Annotated in this window: 23 protein-coding genes, 2 tRNA genes and 1 riboswitch; of the genes, 9 read left to right on the top strand and 16 right to left on the bottom strand. The window is 72.0% G+C overall.

All coding sequences use genetic code 11. The annotated features are described in order from the left end of the window. The first annotated feature begins 2 nt into the window (after positions 1-2). The 3 genes from ACTHAM_RS05740 to ACTHAM_RS05730 are packed head-to-tail and all read left to right on the top strand — an operon-like array spanning position 3 to position 3,632. Entirely contained in the window at positions 3-818 is an 816-nt protein-coding gene (locus ACTHAM_RS05740) for an ATP-binding cassette domain-containing protein (protein ID WP_440685263.1), read from the top strand. A gap of 27 nt (positions 819-845) precedes the next feature. After that, positions 846-3,011 carry a YhgE/Pip family protein gene (locus tag ACTHAM_RS05735; protein WP_440685261.1) on the top strand — a complete coding sequence of 722 codons (2,166 nt, stop codon included), beginning with the start codon at positions 846-848 and terminating at the stop codon, positions 3,009-3,011. A gap of 12 nt (positions 3,012-3,023) precedes the next feature. Beyond that, positions 3,024-3,632, top strand: coding sequence for a TetR/AcrR family transcriptional regulator (locus ACTHAM_RS05730; protein WP_440685259.1), 609 nt, complete (start codon positions 3,024-3,026; stop codon positions 3,630-3,632). A gap of 121 nt (positions 3,633-3,753) precedes the next feature. Here the strand turns inward: ACTHAM_RS05730 and ACTHAM_RS05725 are convergent, their stop codons facing one another. Next, the gene (locus ACTHAM_RS05725; protein ID WP_440685257.1) at positions 3,754-3,975 is read right to left on the bottom strand and encodes a BldC family transcriptional regulator; all 222 of its coding nucleotides are present in this window, start codon (positions 3,973-3,975) and stop codon (positions 3,754-3,756) included. 17 nt (positions 3,976-3,992) lie between these two features. Further along, positions 3,993-4,067, bottom strand: a riboswitch (cyclic di-GMP riboswitch). A gap of 186 nt (positions 4,068-4,253) precedes the next feature. Here ACTHAM_RS05725 and ACTHAM_RS05720 point away from each other — a divergent pair. The 3 genes from ACTHAM_RS05720 to ACTHAM_RS05710 all read left to right on the top strand — a co-directional run bounded on the left by ACTHAM_RS05720 (position 4,254) and on the right by ACTHAM_RS05710 (position 5,021). After that, positions 4,254-4,327, top strand: a tRNA-Ile gene (locus tag ACTHAM_RS05720). A 61-nt stretch (positions 4,328-4,388) separates the two neighbouring features. Next, positions 4,389-4,901 carry a hypothetical protein gene (locus tag ACTHAM_RS05715; RefSeq protein WP_440685255.1) on the top strand — a complete coding sequence of 171 codons (513 nt, stop codon included), beginning with the start codon at positions 4,389-4,391 and terminating at the stop codon, positions 4,899-4,901. Between the two features lie 47 nt (positions 4,902-4,948). Then, a tRNA-Asn gene (locus ACTHAM_RS05710) sits at positions 4,949-5,021 on the top strand. Positions 5,022-5,764: 743 nt separating this feature from the next. On the opposite strand, the gene ACTHAM_RS05705 is transcribed toward ACTHAM_RS05710, so the two are convergent. The 6 genes from ACTHAM_RS05705 to ACTHAM_RS05680 form a co-directional block, all read right to left on the bottom strand. Next, positions 5,765-6,748, bottom strand: a complete 984-nt coding sequence (locus ACTHAM_RS05705) for a Gfo/Idh/MocA family protein (RefSeq protein ID WP_440685253.1) — start codon at positions 6,746-6,748, stop codon at positions 5,765-5,767. Further along, entirely contained in the window at positions 6,745-7,776 is a 1,032-nt protein-coding gene (locus ACTHAM_RS05700; RefSeq protein WP_440685251.1) for a Gfo/Idh/MocA family oxidoreductase, read from the bottom strand. The genes ACTHAM_RS05705 and ACTHAM_RS05700 overlap by 4 nt, the downstream gene beginning before the upstream one ends. 73 nt (positions 7,777-7,849) lie before the next feature. Further along, on the bottom strand, positions 7,850-8,116 hold the full coding sequence (locus ACTHAM_RS05695) for an HPr family phosphocarrier protein (RefSeq protein ID WP_440685249.1): 267 nt from the start codon (positions 8,114-8,116) through the stop codon (positions 7,850-7,852). A gap of 108 nt (positions 8,117-8,224) precedes the next feature. Further along, positions 8,225-9,646, bottom strand: coding sequence for a glycoside hydrolase family 1 protein (locus tag ACTHAM_RS05690; protein ID WP_440685247.1), 1,422 nt, complete (start codon positions 9,644-9,646; stop codon positions 8,225-8,227). 28 nt (positions 9,647-9,674) lie between these two features. Further along, positions 9,675-9,971 carry a PTS sugar transporter subunit IIB gene (locus ACTHAM_RS05685; RefSeq protein ID WP_440685245.1) on the bottom strand — a complete coding sequence of 99 codons (297 nt, stop codon included), beginning with the start codon at positions 9,969-9,971 and terminating at the stop codon, positions 9,675-9,677. Between the two features lie 162 nt (positions 9,972-10,133). Beyond that, positions 10,134-12,041, bottom strand: a complete 1,908-nt coding sequence (locus tag ACTHAM_RS05680; RefSeq protein WP_440685243.1) for a BglG family transcription antiterminator — start codon at positions 12,039-12,041, stop codon at positions 10,134-10,136. A 206-nt stretch (positions 12,042-12,247) separates the two neighbouring features. Here ACTHAM_RS05680 and ACTHAM_RS05675 point away from each other — a divergent pair, with 206 nt between their 5' ends. After that, on the top strand, positions 12,248-12,580 hold the full coding sequence (locus ACTHAM_RS05675) for a PTS lactose/cellobiose transporter subunit IIA (RefSeq protein ID WP_440685241.1): 333 nt from the start codon (positions 12,248-12,250) through the stop codon (positions 12,578-12,580). Between the two features lie 114 nt (positions 12,581-12,694). On the opposite strand, the gene ACTHAM_RS05670 is transcribed toward ACTHAM_RS05675, so the two are convergent. From ACTHAM_RS05670 to ACTHAM_RS05650, 5 genes are all read right to left on the bottom strand, one after another. Further along, on the bottom strand, positions 12,695-13,513 hold the full coding sequence (locus ACTHAM_RS05670) for an HAD hydrolase family protein (protein ID WP_440685239.1): 819 nt from the start codon (positions 13,511-13,513) through the stop codon (positions 12,695-12,697). After that, a complete protein-coding gene (locus ACTHAM_RS05665; RefSeq protein ID WP_440685237.1) occupies positions 13,510-15,276 on the bottom strand; it encodes a putative PEP-binding protein in 1,767 nt (588 codons plus the stop codon). The genes ACTHAM_RS05670 and ACTHAM_RS05665 overlap by 4 nt, the downstream gene beginning before the upstream one ends. Positions 15,277-15,350: 74 nt before the next feature. Further along, positions 15,351-16,388: a Gfo/Idh/MocA family protein gene (locus tag ACTHAM_RS05660; protein ID WP_440685235.1), complete on the bottom strand. Its 1,038-nt coding sequence runs from the start codon at positions 16,386-16,388 to the stop codon at positions 15,351-15,353. Between the two features lie 32 nt (positions 16,389-16,420). Then, positions 16,421-17,422, bottom strand: a complete 1,002-nt coding sequence (locus tag ACTHAM_RS05655; RefSeq protein WP_440685233.1) for a Gfo/Idh/MocA family protein — start codon at positions 17,420-17,422, stop codon at positions 16,421-16,423. A gap of 46 nt (positions 17,423-17,468) precedes the next feature. Further along, positions 17,469-18,311, bottom strand: coding sequence for a 3-keto-disaccharide hydrolase (locus ACTHAM_RS05650; protein WP_440685231.1), 843 nt, complete (start codon positions 18,309-18,311; stop codon positions 17,469-17,471). 339 nt (positions 18,312-18,650) lie between these two features. Between ACTHAM_RS05650 and ACTHAM_RS05645 the strand changes: the two genes are divergently transcribed. Then, positions 18,651-20,021 (top strand): PTS sugar transporter subunit IIC, encoded by a 1,371-nt coding sequence (locus tag ACTHAM_RS05645; protein ID WP_440685229.1) that lies wholly within the window; start codon positions 18,651-18,653, stop codon positions 20,019-20,021. 163 nt (positions 20,022-20,184) lie between these two features. Here ACTHAM_RS05645 and ACTHAM_RS05640 read toward each other — a convergent pair whose 3' ends face one another. From ACTHAM_RS05640 to ACTHAM_RS05625, 4 genes are read right to left on the bottom strand one after another with little or no spacing between them, the layout of a single operon-like run. After that, positions 20,185-20,550, bottom strand: a complete 366-nt coding sequence (locus ACTHAM_RS05640; RefSeq protein WP_440685227.1) for a DoxX family protein — start codon at positions 20,548-20,550, stop codon at positions 20,185-20,187. A 17-nt stretch (positions 20,551-20,567) separates the two neighbouring features. Next, complete coding sequence (locus tag ACTHAM_RS05635; RefSeq protein WP_440685225.1) at positions 20,568-21,206, bottom strand: NAD(P)-dependent oxidoreductase; 639 nt, start codon at positions 21,204-21,206, stop codon at positions 20,568-20,570. Further along, positions 21,203-21,448: an LLM class flavin-dependent oxidoreductase gene (locus ACTHAM_RS05630; protein ID WP_440685223.1), complete on the bottom strand. Its 246-nt coding sequence runs from the start codon at positions 21,446-21,448 to the stop codon at positions 21,203-21,205. Before ACTHAM_RS05630 ends, ACTHAM_RS05635 begins: the two co-directional genes overlap by 4 nt. 57 nt (positions 21,449-21,505) lie before the next feature. After that, a complete protein-coding gene (locus ACTHAM_RS05625; protein WP_440685221.1) occupies positions 21,506-22,438 on the bottom strand; it encodes an NADP-dependent oxidoreductase in 933 nt (310 codons plus the stop codon). A gap of 101 nt (positions 22,439-22,539) precedes the next feature. On the opposite strand from ACTHAM_RS05625, the gene ACTHAM_RS05620 reads away from it, so the two are divergent. After that, positions 22,540-23,184 (top strand): TetR/AcrR family transcriptional regulator, encoded by a 645-nt coding sequence (locus tag ACTHAM_RS05620; RefSeq protein ID WP_440685219.1) that lies wholly within the window; start codon positions 22,540-22,542, stop codon positions 23,182-23,184. Positions 23,185-23,246: the final 62 nt, after the last annotated feature.

Below are 23,246 nucleotides of genomic sequence, written 5' to 3'. Positions count from 1 at the left end.
GCGTGCCCACCGCAGCCTCGAACCAGAGCACCACCCGCCACCTGACCGCGCCGGCGACCGCCGACGGCACCCCGACCGCGTCGCCCGGCGATGCCGCAGCCTCCGCCGGTACGCCGGCCGCGACGCCCGCGGTCGTCGCGCGCGGACTGCACCTGCACACGCGGCGCGGCATCGTCTACGGGCCGGTCGACCTCGACATCCCCGAGGGCACCCTCGCCGTGGTGCAGGGCCCCCAGGGCGGCGGGCGCTCCAGCCTGCTGCTGACCCTCGCCGGCCGCATGGTGCCCGATTCCGGCTGCACGCTGCGGGTGCTCGGCGAGACGCTCCCCCGCCGCCGCACCGCGGTGCAGAAGCGCGTGGCCATCGCCGGGTTCCACGGGATCGACGACCTCGACGAGGCCGTGACCGTCGGCGAGGCCACCCGCGAGCGGCTCGCCTGGCTCTCCCCCTGGCACCGCCGGGTGCCGCGTGTGGATCAGGCGACCCTCGCCGCCCTGGTGGCCCCCGTGTTCGGCGACCGGCCGCTGCCGCGCACCGAGACCCTGATCTGGGACCTCGACGAGGTCGACGCCATGCTGCTGCGGATCGCGTTCGCCATGGCGCAGGAGCCCGAGCTGCTCGTGGTCGACGACGTCGACCAGGTGCACGACTCCGTCCGGCGGCAGACCGTGTGGGCGCGCCTGGAGGCCATCGCAGCCACGGGCACCACCGTGGTGGCCTCGGTCGCCTCCCTCGACGAGGTGTCCCGCATGCACTGGGCCGGCCGGCCCGAGCAGATCACGCTGGCCACCGGCCCGCACGCCGTCCCCGCCGCCTGACCCACCCCCACGAAGGACTCTCCCCTCATGCTCTCGCTCACCTCCACCGGCACCGAGCTGCGCCGGTTCCGTCGGGGCACGCTGCCCCGCCTGGCCGTCGCGGCCATGGTGCTGGTCCCGCTGCTCTACGGCGCGCTCTACCTGTGGGCCTTCTGGGACCCCACCGGCAACATGGACCGGCTGCCCGTGGCGCTGGTCAACGCCGACGAGGGCGCGACCCTCGACGGCGAGGCCCTGCACGCCGGCGACGACGTGACCGCCCGACTCGTGGAGTCCGGTGACCTGCAGTGGGTGGAGACCGACGCGCAGGACGCCGCCGACGGCGTCGCCGACGGCACCTACTACTTCGCCCTCACCGTCCCGGCGAACTTCTCGACCGACATCGCCTCCGCCGGCTCCGACACCCCGACCGGGGCCTCGCTGCTCGTCACCTACAACGACGCGAACTCCTTCCTCGCTTCCACGCTCGGGCGCTCGGCCATGGCCCAGGTGCAGGCGGCTGTCCGCGCCACGGTCGGCGAGCAGGCCGTCGACAAGGTGCTGGTCGGTCTGGGGTCGGCCCGTGACGGCTTCGCGCAGGCGTCGGACGGCGCACTGACGCTGAGCGCCGCCAGCGGCACGTTGTCCGACGGCGCCCACCAGGTGGCCGACGGCGCCCTGACGGCAGCAGACGGCGCGGCCCAGCTGGCCGACGGGTCCACGACCCTCGCCGACGGCACCGACACCCTCGCCAGCGGTGCAGGTCAGCTGGCCACCGGCGCGAGCACCCTGTCGGCCGGTGCGGCCAAGGCCTCGACCGGCGCCGCCACGCTCGCCACCGGTGCGAACCAGCTCGCCACCGCCACCGCCGGCGCGGCAGCCAAGTCGGGCGACCTGGCCAGCGGAGCCGCGCAGGTCAACGCCGGCGTCCAGCAGCTGGCAGCCTCCGTCAAGACGACCGCCACGCAGTCGCAGTCCCTGACGGGCTACCTGACGACGCTCACCGGCTCGCTCACCAGCATCGCTCAGAGCAACGCCGCCGCCGGCGACCTGGCCACCGCAGGCAGCATCAGCACCGCGCTCACCCAGTTCCAGACCTCCGTCGCCGGGCTCGACCTGCCCACCGCCGACGCGCAGAAGGCCTCCCTCGCCCAGCTCACGGCACTGACGGCCGGGGCGCAGCAGGTCGCCGACGGCACAGCGGCACTGCGCGACGGTCTGGGCACGCTCTCCTCGAAGACCACCGAGCTGTCCACCGGGGCCGCCGCCCTGTCGACCGGCACCGCACAGGTGGCCACCGGTGCCGGGCAGCTCGCCACGGGCTCGGCCACGCTCGCCAGCGGGGCGACCCGCCTGCAGACCGGCACGCACACCCTGGCCGCGGGGGCCTCGCAGCTGGCCGCGGGCACCGGCACGCTCGCGGACGGCGCCGCCCAGGTGGCAGACGGCACCGACCAGGTCGGTGACGGTGCGCAGACGCTCGCCGACGCGCTCGCCGACGGTGCCACGCAGATCCCCGACGACTCCGACACTCTGCGCGCGGACCGCGCCGAGGTCATCAGCGCCCCGGTCACCGTGGCCGACGAGGACATGGCCAAGGCCGAAGGCTTCGGCGAGGGCTTCGCACCGTTCTTCATCCCGCTGGCCCTGTTCGTCGGCGCCCTGATCACGTGGCTGCTGCTGCGGCCGCTGCCCACCCGTGCCCTGGCCACCCCGATCAACGGGCTCCGGACCGCGTTCAGCGGGTACCTGCCTGCGCTCGCGCTCGGTGTCGCGCAGGTCGCCGTGATGCTCGGCGTCATCCACTACGGCGTCGGCCTGCAGATGCACACCACGCTGGGCACGATCGGGTTCACCCTGCTCGTCGCGGCCACGTTCCTCGCCGTGCAGCAGGCGCTCATGGCGCTGCTGGGCCCGGCCGCCGGCAAGGTCGCGGTGCTCGCCCTGCTCATGCTGCAGCTCGCCTCGTCGGGCGGCACCTACCCGGTGGAGACGACGCCCGCGTTCTTCCGGGTCGTGCACCCCCTGCTGCCCATGACGTACGCGGTGACGGGGCTGCGCCAGGTCATCACCGGCGGGATCGACGCCCGGCTGTGGGCGTCGGTGGCGGTGCTGGCCGGGTTCCTCGTCGGCTCGCTCGCCCTGACCGCGTGGCGCGCCGGGCGGCTGCGGACGTGGAGCATGGCGCGCCTGCACCCGGCCCTCGAGATCTGACAGGCTTCCGTCATGGCATCCCCCACCCCTGTGCCGCCCACCTCGTCGACGACGCCGGCCGCCCCTGCGCTGCGACGCGAACGCGGCACGGGGGTGCGGGAGCAGATCCTCGACGCGGCCGTCGCCCTGATCGCCGAACGCGGCTTCGGCGCGACGTCCGTGGACGACATCGCGGCCGCGGCCGGCGTGGCCAAGGGCAGCGTGTTCTACAACTTCGGGAACAAGGCCTCGCTCTTCGAGACGGTGCTGGTCGAGGGGGTCGCCCGCCTGACGGGGGCCCTGACCGTGGCCGTCGCCGGCCTGCACGGCCGCGAGGCGATCGAAGCCCTCGTCGCCGAGCTGCTGCGACGGATCCACGAGCACCCCGACTTCGCCAAGGTGCTGGTCGCCGAGGTGTTCCGCACCGGTCGCGACTGGCAGGAGTCGATCCGCCTCGTGCACGACGAGGCGATCGGCACCTTCGCCACGGTCGTCGCGGAGACCTGGCCCGAGCGTGACGCGATGCTCACGGGGGCGGCGCTGTTCGGCGCGGCCGTCGTCGCCGGGCTCTCCTGGTTGGTGTTCCAGCCCGAGCGCCCCCTGGAGGACGTCCTGACCGCGGTGCTGGACGCCGTGCACTGACAGACCCGAGCGGGGCGAACCTGACGCGAGGACCAGCATGCCCGCGGGACCTCAGGCATGACAGAAGGGCCGGCCCTGACCTTGCGGTCAGGACCGGCCCTTCTGGTTGCTCAGCGGGCGATCACTCGCCGGCGCGCTGCTGCGGGATGCCCGACAGCAGCGAACGGACCTCGGCCTCGTGGAAGCGGCGGTGACCACCGAGGGTCCGCACGGCCGAGAGCTTGCCGGCCTGGGCCCAGCGCGTGACCGTCTTCGGGTCGACGCGGAAGAGCACCGCGACCTCACCCGGGGTCAGAAGAGCGCCCTGCTGGAGGGGGGCCTCGGAGATGGTGGAGATGCTCATGGGATTGCTCCTCGTCGTTCGGTAGCTCGGCTGACCTTGTAGGTCCCGTGGCTTTGCGTCCCCACCTTGCGGCGGGTTTGCCGTTTTCGCTGACAAGGGAACTATGCCCGAATCGAGAGGTGTTGTGCAACCTGCGAATCGGGTCGATCGGCCCGCAACCGGGTGAACTTCACAGGCGCCCCCTTGCCGGGCACCACCCGACGCCCGTGGGAGCCGGTGTGGGAACGCTCCAGCCGGCGCCTCGACCACAGCGCCACGACTACCCTGACGGTCAGCGAGGGGCAGTAGCTCAGCCGGTCAGAGCAGCGGACTCATAATCCGTGGGTCGTGGGTTCAAGCCCCACCTGCCCCACCTTGCAGCAGGGAGCGCCCCCTCCTCAGGAGGCACCAGCCACCGCGGGTACGGTGGGGTCGTGTCCTTGCTCCGCCGTCGCCGCACCCTTCCCGCCGAGATGCAGGCGCAGGTGCGCCTCGCGCCCCACGACGCCGTCCTGACGGCGGTCGAGCTGACCGACGGACGCTGGGCGGTCGCCACCCGCGCCGGCCTGCAGCTGATCGACCGGACGTCGGCCACACGGCACGCCTGGTCCGACGTGGACCGGGGCTCGCTCGAACCCCAGGCGCGCGTCCTGACGGTCCACTGGGTCGACGGCACCTCCAGCGCACTCCCTCTGCCCTCCGACCGGCACGCCCCACGGTTCGCCCAGGTGTTCCGCGAGCGCGTGCAGCAGTCCGTGGTCCACGACCGGCCCGTCGCCCTGCCCGGGGGGCGCCAGGTCAGGGTCGCCCTGCGGCGGGATCCCGGTGGCGACCTGTTCACGCAGGTGCTCGGGGACGGTGGTGTCGACCTCGACGACCCGGCCGTCGCGGCCCTCGTGGACGCTGCCGAGGACCAGGTCCGCGACGCGGCCGGCCTGCTGCGCTGAGCGGTTCGGAGCACCCGCAGGCGGCTGCTAGAGTTCTTCCCGCACGATCCCTCGTAGCTCAATTGGCAGAGCATCCGACTGTTAATCGGACGGTTACTGGTTCGAGTCCAGTCGAGGGAGCAAGCACCCGAGGGCCTCTGACCAGCAGATTTGCTGGGCGGGGGCCCTCCTTCGTGGCCTGGCGTGCAACATGAGTGCAGTAGCGGTCGGCCTTTCGAGGCGCCCAGGGGCGCTGGAGCATGATCGGAGCACCTCGCACCCAGCGGGGCGGGCCAACTCGGCGGCACTGGACAACGCACAGACCGTCGCGCGAGCCACCTGTCCAGGAGCACCGACCAGTTGCTCGCAGATCACACGGACCGCTCAGCACGCTGCGCGCCGCCGATCAGCCCGCGGTGTCGGTCTCAGCGCGCACGCCGGCGTCGACCGAGGGACGCAGCCTCACCCCGTCGCCAGCGGCCGCAGTACATCGGCACGACCCGAGGAACGGCAGCTCGGCGGCGCCCTGCACGGGGCGTGCGCCGCACTCGGGCAGGCCGCCGAGTGGAACGCGGCAACCTTCGCGCTGCTCGCACGCTGCGAACAGGTCTACGTCCCGATCGAGAGCCTGACCGGAGACCAGCTCAGCGACCGACCCGACCTCGCAGCCGCTCGACTCACCGGCACCAGCCGACTGACCCCCGCTCCCGCCGAACGTACCGAGACCACGCTCGACCGCTACCGCGACGTCACCCGGATCAGCACGCTGCCGCATCTCGCCGCCCGTCGCGAGGCTCAGGTGAGCCGCTGCACTGCCGACCTGGACGGCCGCGTTCTGGCGATCGCGCCACGCTACGGCCCGTAGCGGAGGTTCGCGTGGCCGGTCAAGCAGGGCCCAGCCGGATGCCCGCAGATGCCAGCGCCGTCGCGGCGAGCTCGAGGACGAGCTCGGAGTGGTCGAGCCGGACATCGCGCTCAGCCAGGTCCTGGGTGCGGATCATGGCCTCGAACGCGCGGAACTCCTCGACCATGCGGTGCTGGTGCAGCTTCTGGTCCACGACCTGCGTGTCCTGCCCGCGCAGCGTGATCGAGAAGTCGTCGCAGACGTTCGGCGGGCTGGTCATGAGGATCGTGCCGTCGTTGCCCTGCAGCTTGGTGCGGATCGGGCCCCCGGAGTCCTTCGCGCACACCAGGACGGCGGTGCAGGTCCCGTAGTCGAGGACGACGACGCCCGAGGTGTCCACGCCGCGCTCGATGTTCGCGGTGTAGCTGATGGTCTGCGGCCGACCGAGCAGACCGGCGACGAAGTGCAGCGTGTAGATGCCGATGTCCATCAGCGCCCCGCCGCCCATCGCGGGGTCGAAGGCGGGCAGCACGGTGCCCTCCCGGAACGCCGGGTACCGCGAGGAGTACTGGGAGTACTCGCACTGCACGAGCTTGAGCTCGCCGAGCTGCGGCAGGCTCTCCTTGATCGCCTGGTAGTTCGACAGGTACTGGGTCGTGACCCCTTCGACGAGGATGAGGTCACGCTCCTGCGCGATCGCCCGCAGCTCGGCCAGGTCGGCCACGCCCAGCGTGAACGGCTTCTCGCAGATCACGTGCTTGCCGGCCAGCAGTGCCCGCTTGGCGAACGGTGCGTGCAGCGAGTTGGGAAGGCCGACGTAGACGGTGTCGACGTCGGGGTCCGCCAGGCACGCGTCGAGATCCGTGTAGACCGCCGGGATCGCGTACGTCGCGCTGAGCTCGTCCAGGTCGGGGCGCACGGACTCCAGGCCGAAGATCGCGCGCAGGGCCAGGCCGGGGATCTCGTGGGAGATCGACAGGAAGTCGCGCACGATCATGCCCGACCCGAGGATCGCGAGGTTCATCGCCCGGCCTCCTGCTCGACGAGCGGGCGGATGGCGTCCTCGAGGATCTGGATGAGCTCGATGGTCTGCTCGTCCTGCACGAGCTTGGGGGCGCCGTCGACGATCGAGGCGTGCACGCCGTCGTAGATGCGGCCGTAGTCGCCGACCTGCGAGATCACCTTCTCCTCGTGGTAGACGCCGTCCTCGTCGTAGTACGTGAGGGTGCCGTAGTGCTCGGGCAGGTCGACGCCGAAGCCCGGCCGCCCGGGCAGGTAGAAGAGCTTGAGGTGCTCCTCCTGGCGATCCTTGACCGCCTTCACGAAGGCGCCCTTCGTGCCATACACGACGAAGCTCGGGCGCTCCTTCACGCGGAAGAAGCTCGACTTCACCGACACCTTGAACGCGCCGTAGAACAGGTCGAGGTCGAAGTAGTCGTTCATGCGGCCCGGGCCGAGCAGCTGGCGGACCTCGGAGTGGATCCGGTCGGGGCTGCCGAAGTAGCCGAGCACCTGGTCGACGGTGTGCACGCCGTGCCCGTACAGGTACGACCAGTCGGGGTCGAAGTGCGTGACGCTCAACGGCCACTCGGGCCGGTAGTAGTCGAAGTGCATCTCGAGCTCGAGCAGGTCGCCCAGCACACCGGACTCGATCACCTTCTGCACCGTGAGGAAGTCCGCGTCGAAGCGCCGGTTCTGGTAGCACTGCAGGAACAGGCCTTTGGCCTGCGCCAGGGCGAACAGCTCGCGTGCTTCGGCGGCCGTCGGCGCGAACGGCTTCTCCACCAGGGCGTTCTTGCCGTGCTCGAGGGCCGCCCGGGCGAGCTCCACGTGGGTGTCGTGCGGCGTGCAGATCACGACCAGGTCGATCTGCGGGTCGTCCCAGATCTCCTGCAGGTCCTCGACGTACGTGACGCCCTCGACAGGCGCCCACGGGGAGGGCGTGGGTGCGTAGATCGTCTTCACCCGGAACGTGTCCGGGCGGGTCAGCACGAACGGCAGGTGGTAGCGGTTCGCGCTCTTGCCGTTGCCGATGTAGGCGAGGGTCAGCATGACGGTGCTCCTTCGGGGCGGCTGGTGCGCCGCACGATCGGTGCTGCGATGAGGGGGTGGGCGGGCCGGTCGGTCACTCGCCGAGGCCGGCGGCGAACGCCGCGACGACGGTCTGCAGGTCGAGGTCGGCCTGCTCGCCCTCGCAGCGGACGGTCAGGGTGCGTCCGCCGGCGATGGCGGCGCCCATGACGCTCAGGACGGACCGGGCGTCGATGGTCCGGTCGTCGAGCACGAGCTGGGTGGACGAGCTCAGGGCGGAGGCCACGCGCACGAGCTCGGTTGCCGGGCGTGCGTGCAGACCGGAGGGGTTGGTCACGGTGACCTCGGCGGTCGCGATCATCGGGGTGCTCTCCTCAGGGGACGGGGGCTGGATCTGGGGCACCCGACGGTGCCCGGGCACGGTGCGGTGACGTCAGGACGGGGGCCCCTGACGTCACCGCACCGTGGGTCAGGGACGGGTGAGGCTGGCGCCGTTGGTGGCGATGACCCGCGCGTACCAGCCGAAGGACTTCTTGCGGTAGCGCTCGAGGCTGCCCGAGCCGTCGTCGTGACGGTCGACGTAGATGAAGCCGTACCGCTTGCTCATCTGGGCGGTGGACGCGGAGACGAGGTCGATGGGGCCCCACGTGGTGTATCCGAGGACCTCCACCCCGTCCTCGATCGCCTCACCGAGCTGGACCAGGTGGTCGTTGAGGTAGTCGATCCGGTAGTCGTCCAGAACCGTCTTGACCCCGTCGACCTCGACGAGCTCGTCGCGGGCCCCCAGGCCGTTCTCGACGACGAACAGCGGCTTGCGCCACCGGTCCCAGAAGTCGTTGGCGATGATCCGCAGGCCCACCGGGTCGATCTGCCAGCCCCACTGCGAGGCCGGCAGGTGCGGGTTCGGCACGCCGCCGAGGATGTTCCCCTCGCCGGCCGCCTGCTTGGCGGGGTCGGCGGTCTGGCACACTGACATGTAGTAGGAGAAGGACACGAAGTCGACGGTGTGCGTCAACGTCTGGCGGTCCTCGTCGGTGATGTCCAGCTCGATGCCCTGCTCGCGCAGGAACCGCAGGGCGTACCCCGGGTAGGCGCCGCGCGTGTGGATGTCGCCGAAGAAGTAGTTGTCGTGCTGGGCGGCCTGCACCGCCAGCGCGTCGGCCGGGTCCGGGGTCAGCGGGTAGACCGGGATTGCGATGAGCATGCAGCCGACCTGGATGTCGGGGTTGACCTCGTGCGCGATCCGTGTGGCGGCCGCCGACGCGACCAGCTCGTAGTGCGCCGCCTGGTACAGCTCGCCCTTCGACAGCTGGTCGGGCGGGGTGGTGATGCCACCCGACAGCAGCGGGGCGTGCAGCACCGAGTTGATCTCGTTGAACGTCAGCCAGTACCGCACGCGCGAGCCGTAACGCTCCAGGACGGTCCGCACGTACCTCTCGTAGAACCCGATGAGCCGGCGCGAACGCCACCCGTCGTAGGTGCGCGCCAGGTGCAGCGGCGTCTCGTAGTGCGACAGCGTGATCAGGGGTTCGATGCCGTGCTTCTCGAGCTCGTCGAGCACCCGGTCGTAGAACGCCAGGCCCTCCTCGTTCGGCTCGGCCTCGTCGCCCAGCGGGAAGATCCGGCTCCACGCGATGGAGAAGCGGAACGTCTTGAAGCCCATCTCGGCGAACAGCGCGATGTCCTGCGCGTACCGGTGGTAGAAGTCGATCGCCTCGAGCTTGAGGTTGTCGGGCGTCGGCTCCTGCGTCGGCGGACCGGCGATGCCCTGGGGCATGACGTCCTGGATGGACAGGCCCTTGCCGCCCTGGTCGTAGGCGCCCTCGATCTGGTTGGCGGCGGTCGCGCCACCCCACAGGAACCCGGGCGGGAACGGGGTCGTCGAAGTCATGGCTCGCTCTCCGTGCTTGTGCGGTGGGTCAGGCAGCGAGCAGCGACGTGGCCTGGGCGAGCGCGGAGGCGCCGTCCATCGTGCCGTAGACGCGCATGTCGATGACACCGGCCGGCTTGCCCTGGGCACCGGCCAGCTGCTGGGCCTCGGCGAGCCGGAACCGGATCTGCGGGCCGAGCAGCACCACGTCGAACTCGCCGAGACGTTCGGCGACCTCGGAGAACGAGACGGCCTCGATGGTGTCGCCCGGAGCGGCGAACTTACGCATGTTGGCGACGAGCAGGCTGGTGGACATACCCGCGGCGCAGGCGAGCAGGACGTTCATGGTGACCTCCGTGGCAAGGGGTCCGCGTCGGTGCGGGCCCTGTGCCAGCCGGTGCTCCGGCGTCGGTGACCTCGGCTGGCAGAACCATCGTTTCCGACCTGGCCGCCGTGTGCCATTAGCCCCGTTTCCGCCGACGCGGAACCCCGGGATCGGCCTGCGGTCTCACCGACCCACGGTCTCGAGCAGCGTCGTGACGAAGTCCTCGTACGATGCCGACCCACCGATGAGGGTGGCGATCTTCGCCGGTTCGGCCAGGGCGGCGATCATCTCGTCGAGCACGTCGCGGAACACGTGCCGGCCGTCGGCGCTCAGCGCGAAGAGCACGACCAGGTGCACCTGCGACCCGGCCCACTCGATCGGTTCGTCGCTGACCAGCACCGAGATCGCGGTGCGCGTCGCGTCCATGCGCATCGAGTGCGGCACCGCCAACGCCCCGCCGAACGCGGTCGGGGACAGCCGCTCCCGCTCGAGGACGTCGTCGAGGATGTTCGCTGCGGTCACGCCCTCCTCGTGCAGCCGACGGCACATCAGGCTCAGCGCCTCGCCCTGCGTGACCCGGTCCACGTGCCAGAACAGCCGGGGGTCGAGCAGCTCGGACAACGTCCACCGGATGCGGGAGGCCACCTTGCGGGCCCGGACCGCACGCACGACGTCGCTGACGCGGTCGAGCTCGGCTCGGGTCGGGACAGGGGAGATCATCACGACCTCTGCGGGCACGTCCGCCCCGACCTCCACCGAGCTGACCACCACGTCGGCGCTCGTGGTCGACCAGTCGTGGTGCACGGTGTCGACGGCGACCTGGATGACGGCGGTGTCCCCCAGGTGCTCGGCGAGACGGTCGACGAACGCGCGGTGCGCGTCGTAGTACTGCGGTGCCGCGCAGGCGACCGAGACCTGGTCCACCGCGGCCAGGCTCTTGTGCAGGTGGGCGCCCAGGTGCAGCGACAGGAACGCGATCTCGTCCTCGTTGACCTCGACGCCGGTGCCGGCCTCGATCCGGCTGGCGACGAACACGGCCAGCTCGTGCACGAGCGGGTGCGACTGCTTGAACGAGGCCCCGAGCGGGTTCCTGGCGTACGCACCCGTGCGGGCCCGTCGCACGAGGTTGTGCACGTGCAGAGCGAGGTTGACCGGGAAGGTCGGGTCGTCGACGTCCAGCAGGTAGGACTCCGACAGCTCGCGCATCACCTGGCGCACGAGCACCACGGACGGGTCGTCCGCGACGAGGCCCGCCGCGTCGAGGTTCGGTCCGGTGCGCGCGGCGATCAGCCGGGCCAGGTCACGGCGCTCGGGTGCGGGCAGGCTGACGCCGTAGCGTGCCTCGAGCGTGTCGGCGAGGTCGTCGGCGACCGCCTCCAGCGCCGGGTACTGCTCCTGGTCGCCGGTCTGCTGCTCGCGCAGGTGCCCGGCGGAGACCCGGTCGACGGCGATGACGACGTGCAGGGCCAGGTCGGTGAGCGCGTACTCCTGCACCGTCAGGCCGTGCCCGGTGAGCGTCTGGCGCAGCAGCGCGATCAGGCTGGGCAGGTCGTAGGAGTGGTACTCGCGCAGCGCGGCCGACAGCCCGACCGCGGCGACGCCGTGCGTCGAGTCGAGCAGGATCTGCCGGACGAGGCGGCGCTTGTCCCGCTCGGAGCCCTCGAGCGCCACCACCCACTGGTGGCGGCGCAGCACCAGGGCGAACTCGCGCACGAGGGTGCGCACCTTCGCCAGGTCGGCCTCGATCGTCGCGTCCGACACGTACAGCATCGCGGCCAGGTCGTAGACGTCGACACCGTCCTGCGAGGTGACCAGGCGGCGGACGATGTAGTACAGGCGCTGCATGGGGGTGTCGGCACGGGTGCGTTCCCGCCGGCCCTGCTCGAAGGATCGCAGAGCGCGCTCGTCGAGCACGTAGCCGCGGTGCGAGGCGGAGATCATCTCCGTGCCGGCGAGCTCGTTGAGCTCACGGACGTAGTTGCGCACGCTGCGGGTCGACACGCCCAGGGCGGTGGACAACCGCGTCCCCGGCGTCGCCTCCGTGGCGTCGCGCAGGATGCGCAGGAGCTGCTCCTGCTTGGTCGTGTACACCGAGCCTCCGACGGGCGTGCGACGGTGGGGGCCCCACCGTCCTCATCACTGTCACATGCCCGGCAGCACGCGGCAACGAGCGGCGGTTCCGCCGCGGAGGAAGCACCGCTGGTGGCACAGTCGTACCCCTCGGCCGGAGGCTGGTCGCACCACACGGCGGGTGATCGATCCCGCCCACGACCCAGGGTTGCGCAGGGAGTTCAGCGATGGATGAGGAATACGCGATCGCATTCGAGCTGATCTCGCAGGCGGGTGATGCGCGATCGAGCGCGATGCTCGCGCTGCGGGCCGCACGCGGGGGCGACCTGCCCGAGGCGTGGCGGTTGCTCGCGGCGGCGGAGAGCTCGCTCGCGGCTGCTCACCAGCGGCAGACCGAGCTGGTGCAGAGCGAGGCGCGCGGTGAGCGGGTGCCGGTGAACATCATCCTGGTGCACGCGCAGGACCACCTGACCTCGGCCATGACCGTGCGCGACCTGGCCGAGGAGCTGGTCCACGTGTACGAGCGGCTCGGTGTGCCCGTCGCGACCTCGGCCGACTGACCTCGCGCCCGACGAGAGCGGGAGGGCACCCACCGTGGGGGTGGGGTGCCCTCCCGCTCTCGTCTGCGCTCCTGGGACCGATGACGGCACCCGTGACGCACGAGGCACCGTGGTTCACCTCGGGACGAGGCCCAGCTCGCCGAAGAGCAGGGCGATGCCGCCGCGCTCCGGCCCGGGTGCGACCCGGTCGGCAGCGGCCAGGACGGCCGGTGGCGCACCGTCGACGGCGACGCCCGTCCCGGCCCAGGCGAGCAGCTCGACGTCGTTGAGGCCGTCACCGACGGCGACCGCCGACTCGCGGGAGTGGCCGAGGTGCTCGGCAGCGAGCTGTGCGCCCAGCGCCTTGTGGATGTCCGCGAGGTAGATCTCCCCGGACGAGGTCCCCATCCCGGGGATCGAGCTCGTGATCGTCGCCACGCCGGGTCCGACGGCACGTCCGAGCTCGACGATCGGGGTGCGCGAGACGAGCACCGTCACCTTGCCGAACGAGGCCTCGCTCAGGTCGTCGCGCGCCTCCAGCGCGTCGAGGAAGTCGAGCCGGCCGGCACGCGGCTCGCGGTCGGCCTGCAGCGCGGCGAACGCTCGGTCCGCGCGGACGCGCACCCCGGGTGGGCCCAGCAGGCGGTCCGGAGCCTCCAGCACGTACGCCGCGTCGTGCTCGTCGAGCACCTGCACGGTCCGTGCTGCCAGCTGGGCGGGGAACCGCACGTCCTTGAGCACGCACCCGTCGATCTCGACGTACGCACCGGCGCTGGCCACGACGCCGTCGAAGCCGGCCGCCAGGAGCGCCGGAGACAGCATCGACATCGGTCGTCCGGTGCACAGCAGGACGCGGTGCCCGCGGGCGCGGGCGTCCCGCACCGCCTGCACGTGCACCTGCGGCACCACGCCGTGGTGGGCGTACGTGCCGTCGACGTCCAGGAAGACGATCACGTCAGGTCGAGCGCCAGCGCGGCGCGCACATCCGGCTCGACGAGCCGCAGGGCCGCGGCCCGCCCATGCTGAGCGCTCTCGGCCGACCGTGCGACGGCGGCGACCTGCCGGCACACGGCCATCGGGTGCGCCCGCAGCGCGAACCGCACGGCGGGGATCGCGGTCGCCGCCATGGACAACGAGCTGACGCCCATCCCGGTCAGCGCCAGCGCCATGACCGGGTCGGCGGCGGACTCCCCGCAGACGCCGACCGGTTTGCCCAGCTCGAGCCCGGCCTCGACGGTCGCAGCGACCAGGTCGAGCACGGCCGGCTGCCACGGGTCCAGCAGGTCTGCCAGCTCACCGCGCAACCGGTCGGTCGCCATCGTGTACTGCGCGAGGTCGTTGGTGCCCAACGAGACGAAGTCCACCTCAGCCAGGATCTCCCGCGCACGCAGGGCCGCCGAGGGGACCTCGACCATCACCCCGACCTGACGCAGACCGGCGCGCCGCGCGGCGGTCGCGAACGCCGAGGCCTCGGCAGCGGTCGCGATCATCGGGGCCATCACCCACGGGTCCTGGCCCGTCCGGCTCGCCGCGTCCGCGATCGCCGCGAGCTGCGTACTCAGCAGCTCGGGGGCGGACCGCACGAGCCGGTACCCGCGGACGCCGAGCGCGGGGTTCTCCTCGTCCGCCTGCGTGACGAACGCCAGCGGCTTGTCCGCACCCGCGTCGAGGGTGCGGACCACCACCTTGCGCCCGCCGAGGGCGGCCAGCACACGCGCGTAGGTCGCGCCCTGGTCCTCGCGGCCGGGCGCGCTCTGCGCGTCGAGGAACAGCACCTCCGTGCGGAACAGGCCCACTCCTTGCACACCCGCAACGGGCAGCCGCTCGGCGTCCTGCGCCGTCCCGATGTTCGCCAGCAGCTGCACCGCGTGGCCGTCCGCCGTCGCGCCGTCGCCTGTGTCGGCCACGAGCGCCGCCAGGCCTTCGCGCCGTCGGGCCACCGCCGCCAGCACCTGTGCGTCGGGGGCGGTCACGATGGTCCCTCGCGCGGCGTCGACGGCCACGAGCTCGCCGTCGACGAGGGTCGCGGCGTCGGTCGCGCGGACCACGCAGGGCAGACCGAGCTGGCCGGCGATGATCGCGGTGTGCGACGTCGGGCCACCGCGCTCCACGACGATGGCCAGCACCAGGTCGAGGTCGAGCACGGCCGTGTCCGCGGGCGAGAGGTCCTGCGCCACGACGACGGACGGTCGCGACAGCGCCGGCACGCCTGGTTCCGGCAGGCCCCGCAGCTGCGCGATCGCCCGGTCACGCACGGACACCAGGTCGGTGACGCGCTCGGCGAGGTAGCCGCCGGCGGCGGTGAACAGGGCGGCGAACTGCTCCGTGCTCTGCCAGACGGCCAGTGCCGGATCCGTGCCCGCAGCGACGCGCGCCGTGGCGTCGGTCAGCAGGGCGGGGTCCGCGGCCATTGCCGCGGCGGCGGCGAGCACCTGCGCGAGCGTCCCCTCGGCGCGCTCGGCGCGCACGCGCAGGCGGTCGCCGACCCGCGCGAGAGCCTCGGTGACCTGGCGCACCGCCGCGTCGGTGTCGAGCGGCGCGGGCGCATCGGCGCGCACCGACGGTGCGGGATGCGCCCGTGCGACGGGGCCCACCACGGCGTTGCGGCCGACGCCGACGCCGTGGATGACCTGGGAAGCCGCGCCGGGACGTGCGCCGGCGGGGAGGACGGGACGGGAGGACACGGCGGCGTCCGCCACCACGTGCTGGGGGTTCACAAGGCTGCCTTCCTGGGCATGGTGCAGGTCAGGTCCGCTGCTGGGCGGTGCGCCGGCGTCGCGCACGAGCGGCGTCAGCGCGGTGCGGGCGGGGTCAGCTGGGCGCGGGCGGACTCGATCGTCCGCAGGATCGCCACCGTCTCGGCGTGCGTGTGCAGCGGCGACTCGACGCGCCCCTCCCCCGCGAACTGCGCGAGCGCGAGCACCTGCCAGGCCAGCCCGTCGTACAGGGCCATCCCGGTGGGCTCCTGCCAGCGCATGCTCGTGCCGATCTTCTCCGGGGTGGTCAGCGTGAACGAGGTCGGGTTGAAGAAGAACTCCTCGAGGTCGACCCGTGCCCGCGTGCCGGAGATCGTCGCGGTGACCGGTGCGCGCGTCGCGATGCTGGTCGTGATCGACGCCTGGGCGCCACCGGCGTGCCCGAGCAGCACGGAGGCCGTCAGGTCGCCGCCCGCCGGCGTCGTGCGCCCGAGCGCACGCACCACGGTCGGCGTGCCCAGCAGGTCCGAGGCGAGGGCGATCGGGTAGACGCCCATCCCGGCCACCGCGCTCGCGTCGAAGGCACCGTCGTCGGCAACCCGGGCGGGCACGAGCGCGCGGCACGCGGAGGCGACCACGAGCTCGAGCTCACCCAGGACCCCGTCGGCCACGAGTCGGCGGATCACGTCGAACTGCGGCAGGTACCGCGTCCACATCGCCTCCATGGCGAGGACCCCCGCGCGGGCGGCCGCGGTGAACAGCTCCTGGGCCTGCGCCGCGGAGGGCGCGACGGGCTTCTCGACGAGCACGTGCTTGCCCGCCGCGACGGCCATGAGCCCGATCGGGACGTGCTCGCTGTCCGGGGTCGCGACGTAGACCGCGTCGACCTGCGGGAGGTCGAGGAGCTGCTGCGCCGACTCGACGGCGGTCTCGATGCCGAACCGGGCGGCGAACTGCTCGGCCCGTCCGGCGGTCCGTGCGGCGACGGCGACGACCCGTTGCTCGGTGTGCCGCTGGACGGCCGGCACCCACTCCTGGGCGATGTGCCCGGCCCCGACGACGCCCCAGCGCAGGGACGGCGCGGTCCCACGGCCGAGGAAGGACGGGTCAGGGAAGCTGGACGGAAGGGTCACGTCGGTCTCGTCTCTCGTGGAGGGTCGGCGGGTCAGTCGTCGGCCGGGAAGCGCACGCCGACCTGCCGACGCGCCTCGTCCAGCACCTGGTGCGCGGTCGCGACGTCGGCGAGCGGGTGGATCGCGCTGTCCCGGGCTCCCTCGCGCAGCAGGTCGACGAACGCGTCGATCCCGTACACCAGGTGGCTGCCGGTCCGCTCGCGCGAGAGGTCGGCGACCGGCTCCAGGCGCCGCGAGGGGCCGCGTTCGAGCAGCTGCACCCTGCTGGGCGTCGAGATGTCGTCGAGCAGCAGCGCGGACAACTCACCGGCGACCTGCGAGTCGATGGCCGAGCTGGACACCTTCGAGTGCAGGCAGGCGACCTCGAGGTCCGGGTAGCCCAGGACGATCAGGCCCTGGGAGTCGGCGCCGTTGTCCAGGAGCCGTCCGGTCGCGGTGACCGAGTTCGGCGCACCGAAGAGGTGGACAGCCAGCGACACCGGGTAGAAGCCCAGGTCGAGGATCGAGCCGCCCCCGAACGCCGGGTCGAAGGCGGGCGGGTTCTGGCCGGCCCGGTAGGCGTCGAACGCCGAGGAGTACTGGTCCTTGACCAGCACGGCGCGCCGCACACGGTCCAGGCGTGGCAGCGCCTCGCGCAGGGCGGCGATGTTCGGCTCGAACGCGGCCGGGTACAGCTCCATGAGCAGCCGGTCGTGCTCACGGGCGGCGGCGGTCATGGCCGCGACCTGCGCGGCGGTGCACGCCATCGGCTTCTCGACCAGCACGTGCTTGCCCGCGCGCAGCAGTCTGATCGCGTGCTCGGCGTGCAGCGAGCTGACGCTGACGACGTACACGGCGTCGAGCGTCACGTCGGCGGCCAGGGCATGCTCGTCCGGCGCGACCGGCACGCCGTGGCGCTCGGCGAACGCGGTCACGTCCTCCCCTGCCGCCGCGCTGATCGCGCCGAGCTCGACACCGTCGAGCTCGGCGATGCGCTCGGCGAACACGGCGGCGATCGGTCCTCCACCGAGCACGCCGATCCTGATGGTCGTCATGTCGTCTCCTGTCCTGGCAGACGGCCTCCGGCCGACCTGCGGGTGGTCACAGCTCTGCGATCCGGATGTTGCGCCAGCGGCAGGCGGCGTCCGCGCCCCAGCGGTCCAGGCCGCTGACCGGGTCGTTGTCGTGCACCTCGAGCGCGATGTGCCCGCGCGGACCGAGCGTGCGGGCCACGGTGTCGGGGTCGTAGCCGGGCCAGTCGATCGCGGCGGTGTCCAGCTCGGCGACGAGCAGACCGTTGACCCACGTCGTCAGTCGCGGCAGGTGCCCGACGCACCGCACCCGCAGCTCGTTCCACTCCCCCCAGCGCCAGGCACGCAGGAACTCCTCGGCCTCGCACGCCTGGGACAGCTGCGCGCGCCGGTGCGCGATCGCCGTGCCCGGACCGGCGCCCGCGTCGTCGATCCGCAGGCCCACCGGGCGCTCGTGCGTGTCGCGCTCGACGTCCACCGTGAACGGCACGGCCGAGAAGCTGGCCAGGCCGTTGCCGAAGAACCCGCCGATGCCCCCGTGCGGTCGATGGTCGAGGAGCACCTGGAACCCCTCCCAGGAGTCCGCGGGGCGACGCACCATCACGCCGGTGTCCGCCGGCCAGTCGGGCTTCGTCTCCAGCACGAGCTCGAAGTCACCGAATGCACGTTCGGTGATCAGGTACCCGCCGTAGCCGCAGCCCGGCGGGTCCTGCCTGCCGACCAGCACGCCGTCCTCGACCGTCCACCGAGCAGGGTGGTCCTGCGGGGCCTGCGGGGGGCACAGGCCCTGCTCCCGGTACACCTCGGCGATCGTGGGGCCGCCCGGCCGGACGGTGCCGTAGACCCGAGGGATGGCCCGCCAGCCGGCGGTGGATGTGCCGTCGAACAGGGGCACGAACTGGTCGTCGACCATGTGGACCTCTTCTCGCTGCCGACCGTCCGCGCTCTCGTCGTCGTGTGTCGCGAACCGGCGGCGTCAGCCTGCTGGGCGCACCGACCGGGCGTCGAGGTAGGTGCGCTTCCGCCTCCGCGGAAGCACACCTCCAGCACACGTGCCCGCCGGCCGCCCGGGTGGCAGACTCGCGCTCCCAGACCGGTGCCAGCCGGTGCGGGCAGGGTCGGACCTGCCGGTTCAGGCTGGTTCCGCCGTCGAGGAACGGACTCTGGTGGCACGGCCCGATTCGCCCTCGGGAGCATCGGTACACCGCAAACGGGCGAGCCGTCAGCCGGCTCCACTGAAAGGGCTCCACTGATGAACATCGACACCGTCGTCGAACGTGTCCAACCCGTCGCCACGCGCATCCAGGAGAACGTCTACGTCAAGTCGATCACCGGCGGCTTCATGGCGGCGCTGCCGGCGCTGATGTTCGGCGCCGTGTGCTCGATGATCCTCGGGTTCCCGGTGACCGCATGGACGGACTGGCTCGCCGGCCACAGCCTGGGCGCCGCGCTGCAGTTCGGTTCCGACGCGACCTTCGGGCTGCTCGGCCTGTACGCCGTGATCGGCATCAGCTACTCGCTGGGCCGCGAGCTCAAGCAGGACCCGCTCGCCACCACGATCACCGGGCTGGCCTCGTTCCTGCTCGTCATGCCGTTCTCCACGACGGTGGTCAGCGGCGACACCGAGCTCCTGGCCACCGGCGTCATCCCGACGCAGTGGCTCGGCAGCCAGGGCATCTTCACCGCGATCATCGTCTCGCTCGTGGCCGTGCGGCTGTACGCGTTCATCGTCGCCCGCGGCTGGAAGATCAAGATGCCGGCCAGCGTCCCGCCGAACGTGTCGCGCCCGTTCGAGTCGATCGTGCCGGCCGTGATCGTCGGCACCCTGTTCCTGGTCGTGCACGCGGTGCTCGCCAACACCTCCTACGGGCACCTGTCCCAGCTGATCTTCACCATCATCGGCGCCCCGCTGGCCAGCGTCAGCAACTCCTTCGCCACCTGGTTCATCCTGCTGCTGATCGCCCAGCTGTGCTGGACGGTGGGTATCCACAACGGCGCCGTGTGGTTCGTGGTCCTGCCCCTCATGATCGGCCCGGCCACCGAGAACCAGGTCGCGGGGACGGCCGGTGACCCGCTGCCCTACACGATCACGCTCACGGTCGTGTTCGCGATCGTCCAGTGGGTCGGCGGTGGCGGAAGCCTCATCGGCCTGTCGACGAACATGCTGCTGTTCGCGAAGAGCGAGCGGTACAAGACCCTCGGCCGGCTCGCGTTCCCGCCCAGCGTCTTCAACATCACCGAGCCGATGATGTTCGGCTTCCCGGTCGTGTTCAACCCGATCATGGCGATCCCGTTCGTCCTGGTCCCCCTGATCCAGCTCACGCTCGGCTACGTGCTCATCAGCGCCGGGATCATCGGGGTCCCGTGGGTCACCCTGCCGTTCTCGGTCATGACGATGCCGTTCATCCCCGGCGGGTTCCTGCTCGGCGCCGGCGTGGGCTTCGGGATCTTCCTGATCGCCTGCTACCTGCTGTCCGTCGCCTGCTACTTCCCCTTCTTCCGGCTGGCGGACCGCCGCGAGCTGCAGGTCGAGCGGGAGACCGCCGCGGCGCTGACGTCGTCGCAGGTCTCCGCCGAGGCCGCGACCGCCCCTGTGGTCGGGCGGGAGACGGCCAGCGCGTAGCGCCACGCCGATATGAGGGGCTGGTCACCGTCCGGGTGACCAGCCCCTCATCGTTGCGGGACCTGCCGCCGGCCGTCAGCCCTCGGCGTACGCGATGTCGAAGCCACCCCGGGGGTAGTGCCACCGCGTCGAGATCGGTGCCGCTCCGGCGCGGTTGTGCCGATCAGAGGCCTGCGAACCGGGCGACGGCGACGAAGGCCGCCGCGGCCAGGAGCGCAACGTTGAAGGCGAGCACGTCCCGCTCACCGCGGCGCAAGTGCGCACCGATCGCGAGGGCCTGGATGACGACGAGGCCGGTGGCGGCCAGCGGTGTCAGGACCTCGGCGATGCCGGTGAGCCAGGGCAGGATCAGGCCGAAGGCCCCGAGCAGCTCGGTGGTGCCGATGAGCTTGACGGTGGAGGACGCGTAGTCCTCGACCCACGGCAGGCCGGCCCGCAGGGCGGCCTTGGGTCGGAGGGTCTTCATCAGGCCTGCGGTCAGGTACAGGGCGGCGAGCAGGCCGGAGACGATCCAGACGGCGATGGTCATGTGGGGGTCCTCGGATCTCAGTTGCTGACGGCGGGTGCGGCGTTGACGTAGGTGCTGTCGTCGACCTGCGCGGCCGTGAAGGCGGCGATGTCGGCCCGTGTGACGGCGAAGCCGAGCCTGTCGGTGCCGAAGAACCCGATCCGGCGCACACCCTTGGCGGGGCCGTCCTTGGGGGCGATGAATCGCACGATGGTCCAGTCCAGGCCTGAGCCGGTCACGAGCGCGGACATCTGGACGAGCTCGTCGTAGGCACGGGGCAGGAAGGTGCGCCCCATCCAACCCACCAGGCGTGCCTGCAGGGTGCGCCTGTCGCGGACGTCGAGGACGCTGGGGGTCCCGTTCCCGACGTAGCGACGCACCCCGTGCCTCTGCATGGCTTCCAGGATCAGGCGGGTGCCCTCGACCAACGGAAGGCCCTGGGCCTTGCGGTCCATGCTGGGGCCCAGCGCGCTGACGACGGCCCGACTGCCGGCCACCGCCGTGTCGATCGCGGCACCGTCGGTGATCTCACCGACCACGACCCGCACCTGGTCGCCCCAGGCGGGGACCTTGGCGGGGTTGCGGACGTAGGCGGTGACCGCGTGGCCGGCCTTGAGCAGGTCGGCCACGACGAGCTGGCCGATGGCGCCGGTGGCGCCGAAGACGGTGACGTTCATCGGGTTCCTTCGTTCGGGTGGTCAGTGCCGGTGGCCGGCGCGACGGCCGCCAGGGCGACGGCCTGGCAGGACACGGCGTACTGGTGACTGGGGTGCTCGCCGATGCCGAACTCGTCCAGCCCCAACCGGTCGGCCAGGACGCCGTAGCCGACGATGTCGTCGAGCCGCCTGCTCACGCTCGGCGGAGGTCCGCCGGAGGGGTCGCCCGCGATGTCGGTCAGGGAGAAGACGCCGAGGTCCATGGGTCGGTCCGTTCAGGTGGCGGGGCGGCTCGGCCGACCCCCGCGCGGTGGGTGGGGTCAGTCGATCGTGATGACGAGCTTGCCGACGGTGCCGGCGCCGAAGTCGGCGAACGCCCGGCCGACCTGGTCGAGGGGGTAGGTCCGCTCGATCGTCACCGTGGTGTGCCGCTGGGCGCTGTCGTCCGCGAGGCGGTCGAGGGTCGCGGTCGTCGGGGTCGCGAACACCGGAACGACGGTCGCCGCGTCGGTGGGCAGCTGATCGGGCGACATGACCAGGGTCGAGGCGAACCGACCTCCGGCGCGCAACGCCGGAAGCAGGGTCGCCGCGTCCCCGGCCAGGTGGATCACGGCGTCGACACCGCCCGGGTGGGCGGCGAGCACCTGCGCGGCGACGTCCTGGCGGTAGTCGACGACCTCCGCCGCACCCAGACTCGTGACGAGTGCCGTCTCCGGCCCGGTGTGGGTCGTCGCGATCACGGTCGCTCCCGAGCGCACCGCGAGCTGGACGACCTGGTTCCCGACACCGCCCGTGGCACCGGCCACCAGGACGACCTGCCCGGCCTCGAGCCGGGCCGCGTCCACGGCGTCCACCGCGGCGGTCCCGGCCAGACCGAGAGCGGCACCGTCGACGAAGCTCACCGACCGGGGCAGCCGGGCCAGGCCGACAGCGACCGGCACGGTCACGTACTCACCGAACGACCCGTCCCCGAGGAACGTCTTGGTGACCACGCCGAACACTCGATCGCCGACCGCGTAGCCCTCGACCCCGGCGCCGATCGCGTCGACGACGCCGGCGAAGTCCTTGCCGAGCACGACCGGGAAGCGGTGCTCCATCATCCCGTCCAGGTACCCGGCGGCGACGGCCAGGTCGAACCCGTTCACCGAGGCCGCGTGGACACGGACGCGCACCTCGCCCTCGGCAGGCTCGGGGACGGCGACGTCGTGGACCTGCGGGGTGGCACCGAGCTCGGCGAAGGCGACTGCACGCATGGGGCTCTCCTGATGGGATCAAGTGGAGGACTGTCTCCAGTTCGTACCGACGCTAACACGACAACCGGAGGGCCTATTCCATTTGTCGGTATGCTCGATCCATGACCCCCGTCGACCAGATCCCCAGCGACGGCGAACCGCTGCGCGTGGACGCCGAGCGCAACCGCGCGCGCATCCTGGGCGCCGCGCGCGAGCTCTACGCCGAGCAGGGCCTGGACATCCCGCTGACCGAGGTCGCCAAGCGAGCCGGCGTCGGGATCGCCACGCTCTACCGGCGCTTCCCCACCGCCGACGACCTCGTCGCCGCCGTGTTCGCCGCCAAGATGGACGTCTACGCCGACGCCGCGGAGGCTGCGCTCGTGGTCGACGACCCGTGGACCGGGTTCAGCGACTACGTCCGCGTCGTCTGCCGCATGCAGGTCGAGGATGCGGGCTTCGCCGACATCCTCGCCCTCGCGCCGCGACGCGCGTTCCACCCCCAGCGGTCGCGGGCGTTCCGCGCGTTCACGAAGCTGGTGCACCGCGCGCAGGACGCCGACGTCCTGCGCCGTGACTTCGAGCACCAGGACCTCGTCCTGCTGCTCATGGCCAACGCCGGCCTCGTCCACGCCACGGGCGGCAACCGGCAGGCGTCGAGCCGGCTCGTCGAGTACATGCTCCAGTCGTTCCACCCGGGAGCCGACGACCTGCCCGCCGCACCGACCCCGCGCGAGATGTACCAGGCGCTGCAGGCAACGAGACCCTGAGACGGGCCCGGCTGGCCCTGCGACCCGGGGGCGCAGGGGTCGACATCGAGACCGTCACCGGA

Origin of the sequence: Cellulomonas soli (assembly GCF_052036975.1) — a bacterium.
GTDB classification, from domain to species: Bacteria; Actinomycetota; Actinomycetes; order Actinomycetales; family Cellulomonadaceae; genus Cellulomonas; species Cellulomonas soli_A.
The sequence above is the reverse complement of the archived record's forward strand: the minus strand, read 5'-3'. Positions and strand labels throughout refer to the sequence as shown.